The organism is Sinorhizobium sp. Y406 (assembly GCF_058732025.1).
Genome location: NZ_CM178974.1, coordinates 2,866,727 through 2,881,686 on the forward strand (window position 1 = coordinate 2,866,727; position 14,960 = coordinate 2,881,686).

At 61.0% G+C, this 14,960-nt stretch carries 10 protein-coding genes; 6 read left to right on the forward strand and 4 right to left on the reverse strand.

Features of this window, described 5'->3' with window-relative positions; genetic code table 11:
• Positions 1-56: 56 nt before the first annotated feature.
• Both AC4P1R_RS13670 and AC4P1R_RS13675 read right to left on the reverse strand, forming a co-directional pair.
• Positions 57-827, reverse strand: coding sequence for a helix-turn-helix transcriptional regulator (locus AC4P1R_RS13670; protein WP_069459023.1), 771 nt, complete (start codon positions 825-827; stop codon positions 57-59).
• 1,040 nt (positions 828-1,867) lie between these two features.
• The gene (locus AC4P1R_RS13675; protein WP_192803718.1) at positions 1,868-2,350 is read right to left on the reverse strand and encodes a hypothetical protein; all 483 of its coding nucleotides are present in this window, start codon (positions 2,348-2,350) and stop codon (positions 1,868-1,870) included.
• Between the two features lie 513 nt (positions 2,351-2,863).
• Between AC4P1R_RS13675 and AC4P1R_RS13680 the strand changes: the two genes are divergently transcribed.
• The 5 genes from AC4P1R_RS13680 to AC4P1R_RS13700 all read left to right on the forward strand — a co-directional run bounded on the left by AC4P1R_RS13680 (position 2,864) and on the right by AC4P1R_RS13700 (position 11,975).
• Entirely contained in the window at positions 2,864-4,573 is a 1,710-nt protein-coding gene (locus tag AC4P1R_RS13680; protein ID WP_069459022.1) for a hypothetical protein, read from the forward strand.
• A gap of 108 nt (positions 4,574-4,681) precedes the next feature.
• Positions 4,682-6,745 (forward strand): type I secretion protein, encoded by a 2,064-nt coding sequence (locus AC4P1R_RS13685; RefSeq protein ID WP_492177085.1) that lies wholly within the window; start codon positions 4,682-4,684, stop codon positions 6,743-6,745.
• Positions 6,746-6,765: 20 nt separating this feature from the next.
• The gene (locus AC4P1R_RS13690) at positions 6,766-9,111 is read left to right on the forward strand and encodes a type I secretion system permease/ATPase (RefSeq protein WP_492177086.1); all 2,346 of its coding nucleotides are present in this window, start codon (positions 6,766-6,768) and stop codon (positions 9,109-9,111) included.
• A 6-nt stretch (positions 9,112-9,117) separates the two neighbouring features.
• Positions 9,118-10,455, forward strand: a complete 1,338-nt coding sequence (locus AC4P1R_RS13695) for an HlyD family type I secretion periplasmic adaptor subunit (RefSeq protein ID WP_492177087.1) — start codon at positions 9,118-9,120, stop codon at positions 10,453-10,455.
• 290 nt (positions 10,456-10,745) lie between these two features.
• A complete protein-coding gene (locus AC4P1R_RS13700; RefSeq protein ID WP_492177088.1) occupies positions 10,746-11,975 on the forward strand; it encodes a tetratricopeptide repeat protein in 1,230 nt (409 codons plus the stop codon).
• Between the two features lie 26 nt (positions 11,976-12,001).
• Here AC4P1R_RS13700 and AC4P1R_RS13705 read toward each other — a convergent pair whose 3' ends face one another.
• Positions 12,002-12,499 carry a hypothetical protein gene (locus tag AC4P1R_RS13705; protein WP_492177089.1) on the reverse strand — a complete coding sequence of 166 codons (498 nt, stop codon included), beginning with the start codon at positions 12,497-12,499 and terminating at the stop codon, positions 12,002-12,004.
• 373 nt (positions 12,500-12,872) lie between these two features.
• On the opposite strand from AC4P1R_RS13705, the gene AC4P1R_RS13710 reads away from it, so the two are divergent.
• On the forward strand, positions 12,873-13,400 hold the full coding sequence (locus tag AC4P1R_RS13710) for a tetratricopeptide repeat protein (RefSeq protein ID WP_069459016.1): 528 nt from the start codon (positions 12,873-12,875) through the stop codon (positions 13,398-13,400).
• A 304-nt stretch (positions 13,401-13,704) separates the two neighbouring features.
• Here AC4P1R_RS13710 and AC4P1R_RS13715 read toward each other — a convergent pair whose 3' ends face one another.
• Positions 13,705-14,748 (reverse strand): class I SAM-dependent methyltransferase, encoded by a 1,044-nt coding sequence (locus AC4P1R_RS13715; protein WP_069459015.1) that lies wholly within the window; start codon positions 14,746-14,748, stop codon positions 13,705-13,707.
• Positions 14,749-14,960 lie beyond the last annotated feature (212 nt).

The following is a 14,960-nucleotide window of genomic DNA, read 5'->3' on the forward strand; positions in this document are numbered from 1 at the left end:
GCAAAGACGCCGCGTGTCCGACCAGATGCGCGGCGTCCATGCAGCCATCGAGACCGTCAGTTGCGCCAGCGGGGCGGGCCCGCATCGCCGTCATGCCTGAAGTAGCGGGACGCCGCTTCTGTCCGGTTTCGCACGTTCATCTTCTTGTAGATGTTACGGACATGAACCTTGACGGTGTTCTCCGACAGGCCGAGTCGGTCGGCAATGATCTTGTTCTGCGTGCCCATGCAGATCAGATCGAGGATCTGGACCTCCCGGCTTGTCAGCAGACCTCTGCCGACATCGCTCCTCTGTGCCGGGGGCATGGCCTCGGCGCATGCCTCGCGCTGGGCAGGCGTGGCACTGCCTGTCTCCGACCGCGGCGCCAGCCGACGCAGCAGGGCGGCCGGAAAATGCTCGCCGCCCTTCATCAGCAAATCGATGGCGGTCAGGCAGACGTCCAGATGGAGGTTCAAGGGCAGGACGCCATGGATCAGCCCCTCGTCGACAAAGCCGGCGATCGATGAATCGACCTCGTCCGCATTCTCGACGACGAGCCCGATCGAGGCCCGCGGATGGAACTCGTGGATCGTCCTGATGACCGATGGAAACGTGCTCGCCGGTAGGCGGTAGAGCATAATCAGCGCCACATCGTCGAGATTGCCATCGAGCAGGCTGTCGGCCTCCGAAAGGCTCACAACTTCATTCCCCTGGAACCGGGTGCTGATCGCCTGCGTCAGACATTCGGCGAGCAGATCCGCCCTGGCGAGCATTACGATCTTCGCTTTCTTCGCTAAAACCCTGTTGTTGTCCTCAAATTCGCTCAAACTGGAGCCGGTACGATACATTATCCCCTCCTTGGGCATTCCCCCTATCTTCTTAAGGGTATTGGAGCGCCCTGTCTGAAAATGTTTTCGATCAAAAATGCGAAGTCACTAACCACGAAAAAACTTCATGATGGCTAATGTATCGTAAATATGGGGGATAAGAAACAGCCCAAAAGGGTTAGATTCGGCCCCATTCCCGTCCAAATAGTCCCGATTTGCACCAATTCTGGGTGAGTCGAGCTGATGTCAAGTCTGCGCGGCCGTGGGCGTGTCCGTCCTTTTCGCGCCAAGCGGGGACCCGGGCATTCTAGAGGGTATGTCAGGTTGCGCTTATCGCAACCCTGTACCTCGGAATGAGGAGCACAGGCCGCCGTCTCCCCTTCGACCTGAACCACTTTATACTCCAAAGGGGCTAGCGGCGGCGCATCACGGCCTCGGCAGGCATGTATGCTTCCGGTCTTCCGGCGGGCGGATGTCGAGACCCGACGACCCATCATCGAAAAATCCCGCTTAGGTTGAGACTCGACAGGCAATTCCATCTTACGGGCATGCAGCCTCGGATTCACAATGTTAACATCGCCTTAATGGCCGGACAGTCCGAAGGGGTAAGGACGACTCGCTTCGCTGGACAAGACGACCGCTTCCTCGGAAGCAATATCCGGCTGTGCTGCCCCCATCCCGGATGCCCTCATCCGCCAAGTGACGGCTGGGACTAACCATAATTGGTATCTTCCACTTCTCCCCATTCCGGATCACACTGTACCGGTCGCATGGAGTTATATGCGTCTCCGGACAAGGTTCAGCGTAGGTTTGGAAACTATTTATATTGCGTTCGTATGACAAAGTGTATGACTATCAATTATCAACACCTAATGCATTAGCGGAATATCCCTAACCGTGAAATTTATATTGAACAAAATACAGAGAGTATCGAAACACCCGCAGATGAATATCGATAGTTCATCTGAGTGAGAGCCAGCGCCAAAAAAACCTATGAAGATGAAGGGGTTTCGGTGCTGGCTCCTTCCTCCGTTTCTCCACAGTGTAAGAAAAGCCTCTCCTCAACGGGGAAATGAATATCGCTCGACGATAGCCCAGATTTCCTTGTTGATCCTCATGATCTGCTCGATCGCCTCGTTGATCCTGGCGATCTCCGAATCGTCAATCTGTTCGATCTTGCCGTATTTGATCGTGTCCTTGCTGTCGAAAATGCTCATCAGCTGAGTGCTCGCCTGGTCTCCGGTTTCGTCGAAGGAATAGATGCAGTGGCTGTACTTGTTCCTGAGTTTGCCCTGCCGGCCAAGCTGCTGTGTCACTGCGAGAATCTCCTGCCGCCGAGCAAGCGGCGTCTTTTCCAATTTGGCGAGCCGTTCGACGAGCTCGAGACGGGCGCGCGTCGTATTCAGCGTCAAAAAGATGACGATGGCGGTTTCCTTGTCCACCTTCGCAAGGCCCGCAATCAGGTAGATGAGCAGACTTTCCGTGTTGGTCCACGTGTAGTTCAGCTGTCCGATTAAAAGGAGTATCTCGTGGAATTTCTTCATGAGCAGCATCCCTTTACAGCCACAATAGCGCATTCCGGTCTTCGGATAAATTTACAGCGAACGAAACGCATCGGCCGCAGAATACCTCCGAGGCGGTAGCCTCTGACCCCCGAAAGTCTTTCCGGGATAGGTCGCACACGCAACAACCTCTTACGGGTGATCAATCTTTGCCGCTCATCGCCTAGGGGGGTTAGCCCGAACTGACAGCTTACAATTCCAGCCTGTTAGCAACACACTTTTCACGCACAACAGAGGGCAGGTATGCCCAGGTTTGCGTTGATCCAGTACTGCGTTTAGGGCGGAATGCCCCCTCGAAAGCCTGGCTGCCGTTCCCGACGAGCAAGGGAGGTGAATGCCAGGCAAGTAGCGCCAATCCCGGCCGCGCATTTCCGTGCGCCCGGAGATCCTTTCCACTGAAAAACTTCATTTCAACTTCAGACCGCGCACGGCCAAGATCCGCGTGAGAGATGAAAGCGGTTCGGTCGTAGCGGCCTCAACTTTGAGGACGTAGCTATGAGCAATAACAAAAACTTCTTGTGGCCATGGGATAATCAGTCGCAAAGCCAGGACCAGTTGCAGGGCCAGGCCCAAGCCGAGCTTCAGGCCCAGCTCGAGCTCCAGGAACAGGAGCAAGAACAGGAGCAGGAGCAGGAGCAAGATCAGGACCAAGATCAGGATCAGGACCAGGACCAGTATCAGGGTCAGTACAGTGAATCTTATAACGGCAACCTGAACGGCAACGGCAACGGCAACGGCAACCTCAACCTGAACGGAAACGGCAATGGCAATCTCAACCTGAACGGAAACGGCAATGCCAATGCCAATGCGAACGATAATACGAACAGCAATAGCAACACCAACACCAGCGACACCACGGTCGACGTATCGAGCACGACCGACGTCGACGTCGACATCGATCTTGATCTGAGCGGCTATGAGCCGTCCGACGATGACTTTGTCGACATCGACAATTCGTCGATCCATGGCATGGCGAATGTCAGCTTCAGCAACATCCTCAACGGCTCGCTCAATGGTGCGGGCAATGATGTCGGCAACGTCATCAGCCAGTCCGCCATCATGTCGGACGACGACCACCTGCATGGTGTCTCCAACAGCGGCACCCTGAACCTGAATGGCACGGCCACCGGCGGCACGGCCACCTCCGACGACGGCATCGACGCCGAGGGTGATGGCGGTTCGGGCGGCGATGATGCCGATGCCGATGGCGGAAACGGCGGCGACGGCGGTCTTGCCGTTGGCGGCTTCTCGTTTGGCGGTGATGCCGATGGCGGAAACGCCGATAGCGACGCGGACGGTGGCGACGGATTCGGCGGCATTGCTGCGAGCGTCGGTGTCGGCACCGGCGGCGCTAGTGGGAGCGCAGATGGTGGCGCGGCAACCGGCGGTGCCGGCGGCAACGGCGGCGCAGGCCTCGGCGTCGGTCTCGGGCTCGGTGTCGGTCTCGGCGTCGGCGCTGCGGCCGGCGGCGACGGCGGCGACAACGCAGCCGGCAACGGTGGCGAATCCGGCGACATCGAGAGTGATGACGCCGAAACCGACGACGCCGGGGACGGTGGCGACGCTGCCGACGACGCCGATTTCTCGATCCCGATCCTGAACATCGGTGGCGACGGCGGCGACAATGAAGGCGGCAACAGCGTCGCTTTCGGCGAGACCGGCAACGCCAATGGCGGCAGCGCCGATGATGCCGGCGACGGCGGCAACGCGCTTGGTGCAGGCGTCGGCGTTGGCACGGGTATCGGGCTCGGCGCCGGTAATGGCGGCGGCGGCGGCGGTGGTGGTGGTGCCTCCGCGGATGGCGGAACGACCGGCAATGCCAGTGGCGGTACCGGCACGGGCGGAGCGGCGACCGGCGGCGCGGGTGAAGGCGGCCTTGCGCTCAGCGGCGCATGGGCCGGAGATGCCTCGGCCGACGGTGGCGCGGGCGGAGCGGCGACCGGCGGCGCTGGCGGTGGCGGCGGGGCCGGCGGCACTGCCACGACCGGAGACGGCGGCTTTGGCGATGCCGGAACATGGGGCTCCTACAACGGAGACGATGGCTTCGTTGAAGGGATTTCCTCGGCGACAGCCGATGCCGTGATCGACACCAACGCCTTCAACCAGCAGATCGTGCTCGGCGCCAATCTGCAGGGCAATACTGTCGACATGACGATCGTCGGCGGCGACTACAGCACATCGATCATCGGCGAAGACGACGCCTGATCGCAGTGCAAAGCCGCCGATTCACATGCGGAATCGGGCATTGAACCGGACTGCGCGAGCCCGCCTCGCGCAGTCCAGCAGCACCGCAAGTAAAAAGGGGGGCTGACAATGACCTTGCATTTCGACAAGGCCACCGAGGCCATAGCCCATTTCATCGGACTGTTTGAAATCAAGATCGAGGAGCTTCGGCTGCGCGAGGCCCACGAGGAGTTCACGGCATCCCGGCAAGACGAGCGGGCCCCGCCGGAACTTCCTTTCGTGCCGGTCAATGTAAAGGCGCCGTACGATCTCGGCGAGTTCAACCCGGACGTTCCCTATAAGCCGCTCGCGCCGGAACTGGTGGGGTTGGTGCCCTGGTCGCATGTCGGGCCGCTCCCGCCGACATTCTCCGCACCCGGCGACATGGCAGCCCTCGCCAAACCCGGGCTCCTCCCCCAGCACTGGTCGACCGCCAAGTCGTCGTCGCAGAAATTTGACTTCGACATCGATCCGCCGGGGTCGGTCGCCTTATACACCTCCCAATACATACGGCTTTCGGACAGTGATTTCGTCAGCATCGGCGGCCACGGGTTGAATTTCGAGCTGCGGATCGACAACAGCGCGATGCTGGCCGGGCTTATCGAGACCGCACGGCAAGTTTCCCCCCTCGCGGACGCGGAGGAGCCTGGCTCCCCGGACGCGGCTCTCACCTTCATCGACACCGCATCGCAGCAGCTGGACGCCCATTCCGCAGAGAGCGGCGGCGAGCACGGCCTGTTCGTGGCCAAGTCCGAGACGCTCGAAGGCACCTACGTCAATGGTGAACTCGTCGACGAAGCGCCGCGCCTCGAAGACTACCTTCCTGAACCGGACGAGACGGCCGCCGACACACCGACCCTATCCTCACAGGCCAGCGGATCCTTCGCTGCGAGCGAAGGTCCGGTGGCGGCAGGGGCTTCGGTCGAGCTGGAGGCCGGCGGCAATACCCTGGTCAATTCCGTCGTGCTGACGAACAACTGGCTGCAATCGCATGTCCTGGCCGTTGCCGGCGATCATGTCGAACTCAATGTGATCGTCCAGATCAACGCCTGGTGCGACAGCGATCTCGTAAGCCCTGCCCTCAACGACTGGAAGCTGATTGCGGAGAATCCGACCCAGGCCTTCAACGTCGCGATGTTCAAGCATCTGGATCCCTCGCCCGCGGAAGCGGGGCACGCCGGCAACGGCGACTTTCCCAAGGTCTGGGCGATCACGGAGATCAAGGGCGACCTCCTGATCATGAACTGGCTCGAGCAATTCACCTTCATGACGGATGAGGACGTCGCCATTCTGTCATGCGCTGGCTCGACGACCTCGATCATTGCCGGCGGCAACACCGCGGTCAATAATATCTCGCTCGCCGAACTGGGCTCGTACTACGATCTCATCTTCGTCGGCGGGCATGTCTACGACGCCAACATCATCCAGCAGCTGAATATCCTGTTCGACAACGACCTCGTCGGCGCCGTCGACGGCTTCGGAACGTGCGGCGAAGGTTCCGTATCCACGGGCGGCAATCTGCTCTGGAACTATGCGGGGATCGTCGAAGCCGGTGGCGCGACGAGCGTCAAGCCGATGCCGCAGTCCTATCTCGATGCCCTCGACCTGTTGGCCGGCGGGAAGAAGTCGCTCCCGAGCGATGTCCTCGAGGATGACGTTTTCGCCGGCATGCAGGGACTGAAGGTGCTCTATATCTCGGGCAACCTCATCAATCTCAACTATATCAAGCAAACGACCATTCTCGGAGACGGCGACCAGGTTGCGCTGGCGAAAAGCGCTCTGGTTACCGGTTCCGACGGGGATTGGTCGATCTCGACCGGCTCGAACGTGCTCGTCAACCATGCGGGTATTCTCGACGTCGATGCCGGCGCGACGATTTATGCCGGCGGCGGCGCCTATTCCGACGAAGTTCTCATCCAGGCCGAGTTGATCACCGACGAGCCCTATCTCGGCGGCCAGGATCCCGATGCGCTGGTGAACGAAGCGGTCGCCTTTCTCGGGGACGACATGATGACGCCCGACCGCGGGCCACAGCCGATGGACCACGGACAGTCGGATTTCGGGCGATCTCACAATGACGGGACGGACAAGGGACCGTCCGATCATGCCTCGCCCCATATCGATGCCGATCCCATGCACAGCATGCTTGCCTGACCGGGACGCGGGAGGAGATCATGGCCGACACCCCCGCCCCGTCCCTGCGACTATCCGCAAGCGACGGCGAGAAGATTTTTTCTGCTGAGGCCGTAACGGATCAGCCACAGCGGAAGATCGATGCAGAGGCTGCCGGGCAGCAATTGCTTCGCGAGATCGATAATCGGGAGGATGTATTGAATAGCACCGTGAAGAAGATCGATGGGGTTCTCTATGAGCTTCGTGGCGGAGCCGCTGCGAGCGACCGCCCGGGCACGAATCACGCAAACCCCACGCCGCCGGCGCCGATCAGAGAGGCCGCAACGGCATCGGGCGCAGCAGCAAGGCCCGAAAGCGCACGACAGGCGCGGCCGGCCCCGAAGGCAGTTCCTCCCGTTGAAGCGGAAGTCCGGCCCGAACTGCGTGACCAGGACAAGCCCCGGCCGACCCGGGAGGCAGATGAACCGGCCCCACGCGGGGAAAAGCCGGCCCCGGAGATCAAGGCCGAGGTGAAGGACAAGACCAGCGTGCCGGGAATGGTCGTGATCGACGGCGACCGCGGCCCGGTCAAGACCGAGAACCGGTCGCCCGGCAAGGGTGGTTCGGACGGCGGCGACAATGGCGGCGGCGGCAAGGGTGGAGGCGGCGTCTTCCACAAGCGCCTCGGACCGGTCGATTTTTCGGCGAGTCTCAAGGCGGGCCTCAAGGCGATCCGGCAGAACCTGATGATCGTGATGGTCTTCACGATCGCCACCAATGTCCTGGTGCTCGCGATACCGGTCTATCTGTTCCAGATTTCGGACCGGGTATTGACCAGTCGCTCGGTCGACACGCTGGTCATGCTCACCGTCCTGATCGTCGGCGCGGTGATCCTTCAAGCCGTGTTCGACGGAATCCGCCGCATGATCCTCATGCGAACCGCCGTGGAGGTCGCCGCCCAGCTCGGCGCACCGATCCTCAGCGCCGCCGCCAGGGCCTCGCTCCATAGCAACGGGCGCGAATATCAGACGCTGGGCGACCTGCAGCAGCTTCGCTCCTTCCTGGTCTCCGGCACGCTGCTCTCCTTCCTCGATGCGCCGATCGCGCCGTTCTTCGTCGTGGCGGTCTTCCTGATCCACCCGCATCTCGGCTCGATCGTCATTGCATCTTCCCTGCTGCTTCTCATCGTTACCGTGCTCAATCAGAAGGCGACAGCCGCATCTTTCGGCGCGGCCAACAGTTTCCAGACGAAGGCCAATCTCCACCTCGATTCGATGTCGCGCAATTCGCAGATTATCAATGCGCTGGCGATGATCCCGGAAACCGTTCGCATTTGGGGCAAGGACATGGCGGGCTCGCTGAAGTCCCAGGTGCTGGCGCAGGACCGCAACATCGCCTTCGCCTCGCTCTCCAAGGCCGTGCGGCTCCTTACCCAGGTGTCCATGCTCGGCTGGGGCGCCAACCTCGCCCTGCACGGCCAGCTTACGGGTGGTATGGTGATCGCAGCCTCGATCATCGCCGGCAGGGCCCTCGGACCGATCGAGGGCGCGATCGAAGGCTGGAACCAGGTCATCCAATCCCGCGCCGCCTATGGGCGCATCACCGCGCTCCTGCAGAGCTCGCCGCTCAACTTCGAACGACTGAAGCTGCCGCAGCCGGAGGGACGCCTCGACGTCGAACGGCTGCTTTTCGTCCCGCAGGGCACCAAGCGCGTCGTCCTCAACGGCGTCAGCTTCGCGCTGAACCCCGGCGATTCGCTGGCGGTCATCGGCAGTTCAGGAGCCGGCAAGACGACGCTCGGCAAGATGCTCGTCGGCTCCATTCTGCCGACATCGGGCAATGTCCGGCTCGACCTCATGGATCTGAGAAACTGGGACCAGCGCCAGTTCGGCGAGAACATCGGCTACCTGCCGCAGGACGTCCAGCTGTTTCCGGGAACGATCAAGGCCAATATCGCGCGCATGCAGGAGGAGGCGACCGATGCCGACATCTACGCGGCCGCCAAGCTCGCAGACGTGCACGATATGATCGCCTTGCTGCCGCACGGCTACGAGACCTTCGTCGCCGCCGACGGTGCGCCACTCTCCGGCGGACAGAAACAACGCGTCGCGCTTGCCCGCGCCTTTTTCGGCAATCCGCGCATGGTGGTGCTCGACGAGCCCAATTCCAATCTCGACAGCGCCGGCGAAGCCGCGCTCACACGCGCGCTCCAGCATGCCAGGGAGCAGAAGATCACCGTCATAACCATCACCCAGCGGCCCGCCCTCCTCAGCAGCGTCGACAAGGTACTGCTTCTTGTGAACGGCACGGTGGCTCTGTTCGGCATGCGCCAGGACGTGCTCAAGGCGATCGCCGCGCGCGGCATGAACCTCGAAGGCAACCCGCTTGCGCAAAACCAGCTGATGTAGGCAACCATGGCACATACGGTCAACATTCACGACCTCGAGTGGTTCTCCGAGGTTCCACGCTCGATCTGGCGCCAGACCCTGATCGGTCTCGTCTTGATGGCGGTCACGTTCGGAGGCTTCAGCCTCTGGGCCTTCACCGCACCGTTGGCCGCGGCCATCATCGCCCAGGGTAGCTTCGTCGCCACCGGGCAGAACAAGATCATCCAGCATCTCGAAGGCGGGATCATCAAGGAGATTCTCGTGAGCGAGGGCGATCACGTGCAGATGGGCCAGCCGCTCGTGCATCTGGACGAGACGGCGGCGCTTGCCAATGAACGCCAACTCTTTCTGCGGCGGGCGCGGCTCGAGGCGATCGTCGCCCGTCTGACGGCGCAGATCCAGGGCGTCGATGCGATCGCCCTTCCCGACGTGCTGCAGCAGCATTTGCAGGACCCCGAGATTCGGCCGATCGTCGATAGCCAGGAGCTCAACTTCCGGGCCTGGAAGAGCAAGCTCGACAGCGAAATCGAACTGTTCAGACAGAACATCGAAGGGTTCCGCTTCCGCGCCGAAGGTTACACCCAGCAACTCCGGGCAGTTCGGCGGCAACTCGCGCTTCTCCAGGAGGAACATGCCGGCAAGCAGACGCTGCTTTCGAAGAACCTGATCCGCAAGACCGAGATCAAGTCGATCCAGCGGGCGATCGCCGACGCCGAGGGACAGATCGGCAGGCTCATGGCCGAGATTTCGGAGACCGGCTCGCAGATCCTGAAACAGGAACATCAGGTCCGGCAGACGGAAGAAAGCTACCGAGAATCCGCGCTTGAAGAATTGCAGAAGGTGGAGGCCGAACTCGATACGGTGCGCGAGCAATTGAGAGGCGCCGCGAACATCCTGCGCCGCGCTACCATTGACGCGCCGGTCACCGGGACGGTGGTGCGGCTCCACTACCATACGCCCGGCGGCGTCATCGAGAGCGGCAAGCCGATCATGGAAATCCTGCCGTCGGACGTGCCGCTCATCATCGAGGCGCAGGTCCTGCGCACCGAGATCGACAGCGTGAAGATCGGCCAGCACGCCACCGTGCGGCTGACCGCGCTCAACCAGCGCACGACGCCGGTGCTGAACGGCAAGGTCTTCTACGTCTCCGCCGACTCCGTTCCCGACTCCGCGAGCAACCCTGCGCGGGAAGTCTATCTCGCCAGGGTCAGCCTGCCGGTCAGCGAGCTCTCGCGGGTGCGCGGCTTTGCACCGACCCCCGGCATGCCGGCGGAGATCCTGATCCAGACGGCCGAGCGCACCTTCTTCGACTACCTGACGAAGCCGATTCGGGACAGCATGGCGCGGGCTTTCATGGAACGCTGACGTCCTTTAAGCGCCATTTCACCACGCCGCTCTTCCCGAATATCGGCTCCGATTTTCAGTCCGATGCGCCGGATGCGCGACGATCATGCCCGCGCCTCGGGCGAGGTGCGGGCTGCGGTCATATTGCGCCCGCGGCGGGAAGGCTCCTTACACCTTCTGCGTTAATCAGAAAGCATGATCTCCCAGTTTCACCACCATTTTTCTACCTTAAGTGGATAGGTTCAATAGTCGGGGCCGGCGGCGTATAATCGGATTTTATTTTTAATATATTTATTCATCGAGGCTGAGCGATGAGAGTAGATATTATTGAACACGTTGACGGTTTCGAAAAAGTTCGCCGGGACTGGGAGAAACTATATCACGAAGATCCCGAGGCTCATGCCGGCCTGTCCTGGGAACGGCTGCGCGAACACTTTTCGCGCGCAGGGCGATGGTCTGTCCTGGCGCTGGGCGACGAGCACTCCGGCGAAGGATATTGCGCGTTCCTGCCTTTTGAAGTGAAGACCTATTTCGACGAAAGCAGCGGACTCTTCTGCGACGAAATCCGCATGCTCGGCAATTGCGACACCGGCCGCAGCGGCATGCTCTGCACGCCGGTGCTCGAGGGCGACGCGGTGGACGTCTGCGCCGGTTGCATCGGCATGGAGAACTGGGCGCGCATGAAAATGGAATGGCTCGAGCCTGTCTCCCCCCGGCTCGAACGATTGCTTCGGGCTTTTGCCACCGAGCGCTTCCTCTGCGAAGAAGCTGGCGGCGTCACGTGCCCCGGCCAAGGCGATCGCTATCACTCTCTGCTCATAAGCACGCGAAGCGGCCGCAATCTGCGCGGCTGCCTCAATCGCCGCAGCATCGATTTCGTCTTCGAACGTGCCATGGACCTGCACGCCCGAGGAGAGTTCGACCGGGCGGAGGCGGCTTATCATCAAGTGGCCAGATCGGCGCCCCGGCATATCCACGCCCGCTACGCGCTGGCGCAACTGTGCTGCGACAGGGGTGACTATGCCGAGGCGGAGCAGATCTATCGCGGACTGCTTTCCCTCATGCCGCAGGGCGACCGGATCCTGCATCGGCTCGGCGACGCGCAGATGGGGCAGGCGCTATACCGCGACGCGAGCGAAACTTTCGAGAACCTGCTCGGTCGCCATCCGCACCTTGGCGTGATCCGCTACAAGCTGGCCGTGTGCCTGCTAGCAGCGGGGCAGAGGGAGGCGGCGATTGCCGTCTTCGAAAGTTTTGAAGACGTCGTGTCCGATGATCCGGATCACATGCGGTGCAAGGCGAAATCACGCGAGGCGCTATGGTATCTCGGCACATTGGCGGACTCGCAAAGCCGGCACGCCGATGGCCAGACGCCGGAAGGAGCGGAAGAGGCCCGCCACCCTTCGCCCGCCGTAAGGCGCGCGAATCCGCTCGGTCTCGCCAAGCCGCTTCTCAGGCCTTCACTGCCCCGGGGCGTTTCGACGCATCTGCATGCAAGGGCGTCGCTTTACGGAGGCTTCGGCTCGAGACTGAAGCATTGACAAGCGCATTCCAAATCGGGGTGGATTCACCGGCGCCGAATGCGGGCGATGATGCCGGCATGCGACGACAGGCATGCGCCGGCCACCAGCAGGAAAAGCACGACCCAGAGCCCTGGTACCGACAGAGGCAGCAAGGACCAATCGCCGCTGAGAAGCTCAGGAAGGGAGAGGCCGGTAAGCCCGGCCTGTGCGCTCGACGCCCGCACCACGCCGAACATCGACGCGATCAGCGCGACATGCGCGTGAACGAAACGGCTTCTCACATAACGGTCCGGCCGGGCGGCAAGGGGGATGCCCAGCGCTGCGGCAGCCAGCAGCGCCGCCACGGCCGCCTCGAGGCCGATACCGTCGAGCAGCAGGAAGGCCGGCTCGCGCACCACCGGAAGGATGGTCATATAGAGCGACCAGGCGATTGCACTCGACGGAAATTGTGCCAAGAGAAGCATGCTCAGGAGAAATGCCGCGGCCAAGGCATAGGCAAAGGACGGTCCGAGTCGAACAAGAGTGAAAACCCAGGAGCGCATAGGACGTGCATCCTTTTCGGTTGAAGGCGGCCTTTTCGGCGCCAGCGCCGCGCCTTTGATCAGACACGCAAATGCTCGCTATAGCGCCTCGAATCGCTGCATCATAGGAGCCGGCGCTTAACCGGAGCTTACCACCGTTCATTGCAAAGGACGGCCGAAGCACCTTGGCTACATTCCAGGCCGACCGATTCGCTCTTAACGCGTCGCCTCCCCGTGAAATTCTGCGGGAGGAGACCATGGGAGGCAAGGAAATGTGTCTCTTTAATGCTACGCGCCAGCCCAATTCTTCATTTGTTAGCTTTTCTTGGCGAAGAATTCTCGTGAGGACCGGCACCCGCTTGGCTAGGATGCACCCGTAAGTTTGGGGGTAGGTATGATCGCATTGCAGGTTGGATCACGAATCGCATGCCTTACGTCGCTGCTGGCCGTCGGAATTTTCCTGGCGGGATGCCAGTCCGCCGCTTTCGATGACGTGGCCGCATTCGGCGACAGCGCCAAGACGCTGGAGGACGACTCGGCGGTCGCATTTTACAAGAACGATGAGCTGATCACGAAGGGCAAGCTGCAGTTCAAGGAAAAGAACTACGGCAAGTCTTACGCCATCTACAAACGCGCGGTGGCCGTGTTCCCTCAGGATCCGGCCGCCTGGCTCGGCTTTGCCGCCTCTGCGGACATGATCGCCCGGTTCGACACGGCGGACAGGGCCTATGTGCAGCTCTCGAAGATGATCGGCAATACCCCGGTCTATTACAACAACCTCGGCTACTCCCATCTTCTGCGCGGCGACCTGCCGAAGGCGCGTCGCTATTTCCTCAAGGCCTATGAGCTCGACCCCGCAAACGAGACCACTGCGACCAACCTCGAATTGATGAAGAACAGCGTGAAGTACGCGCAGCGCTGACGGTTGCCGGCCGGCACGGATTGCGACCGGAGGCGGCTTGCTCAACGAGCCGCGGCTAGCGCATCGGCCCGAAAATCGTACCCGATTTTCGGAAAGCTCGATGCGCAGATTCAAAGCGTTACAGCGACCTTTGCGCGTCTGAAAAGACGCGCGGCGCTGCAACTGCGCATTTGATAATATCTGACAGAAAAAGCGCATCGTCTGGGTTCACTCAGGCGATGCGCGTCATTGCGGGCTGAAGCGCGCTTACAGGGCTGCGCGTCTTGAACCGCGCAGCCCTGTATCACTTTGAACTGCCCCGTCCTCACGGACGCTTTTGCAGAATGCCGTAGATGATGTTGCGGTTTTCACCGAATTCCACGCGCGCATCGAACCTGTTGCGGTCGACGCTCGCATTGATGATCCTCCACATGTCGCTCTCCGAACGCAGCAGCAGTGCCCAGTTCATGAGAGTCTCCATGTAGCCGTCGTCGCTGATCTCGTCGGCGAAATTGGCGAACAGAAACACGCCGTTGGGCTTCAGCATTTCAAGGCACTTCTGCGTCAGCTTCACCGCCACCTTGTCGGCGAGATAGTCGTAGAGACCGGCAGCGTAGATGAAGTCGAACTGGCCGAGGTCGTAGCCCCTGGTGAGCAGACCGCGAACCGACCCGTCGATCGCTTCGATGCAGGTTCCGTTGAAGTCGCGCGCGATGGAGCCGACGCTCAAGGGGTCCTGGTCGAGCGCCACCCAGCGTTTGATCTGCCCCTCTTTGAGGGCGACGGAGCGGTCGGCCTCCCGCAAATGACCGGCGGCGATCGTGAGGACTTCCGTCTCGCCGCCCCGCTCGCTCGCCACCGCATCGACATGCCGGGTCAGGAGATCGCGCCTCTCGCGAACGGCAACAGAGGACGGCGCATTGCTGGTGTACTTGTAAAGGGCGCGCCCAAGCGGCGAGGCCTTTTCGATCGCTTCCGAGGTGCTCGGATGAGCATAGATGAAATCGATCAATTGCGCGTCGCCGGAATAGCCGCGCGGTTTCTCGAAGGACCAACGGGTGAAGGGATCCTCGTGAAAGAAATCCGCGAGCGGGTGATTCTGCACCAACGGCACGAGCTCCTGCCAGACGCTCGGATCGAATTTGCCGCGCATGCCGTGAAGCGCACCGATCAACTGGTGAAGGATGGCGGCCGGGTCCCGCCCCTGCTCGACCTGCTGGCGCGCGATCGACAACACGAGCGCGAGCTCGGCCTTGCCGGTTTCGAGTTGCTTCTCGTGCTGAGCCGTTTTGGCGGGAGACAGTTCGGTTGTGATGGACTCAGGGGTGATCAGGCTTTCGCCGTCGAAAAGAATCTGAATTTGGGTCACGCGAAACTCATCCGTTAATAGATTGTTAACAATATGCTCAAGTTTGGAAGATGCGCCAGACAAGGATAAAGTTTTCGTAGAATATGGTTAACAAGCTCTCCCATTGATCCATTCTGCTACGCTGACGCAAGAGCTTCTGTTCTTCCCGAATTCAGCAAAACTTAATCGACCTGTACTATTGTGCCGAACAATGTTGCCCGACGTGCAGGGTT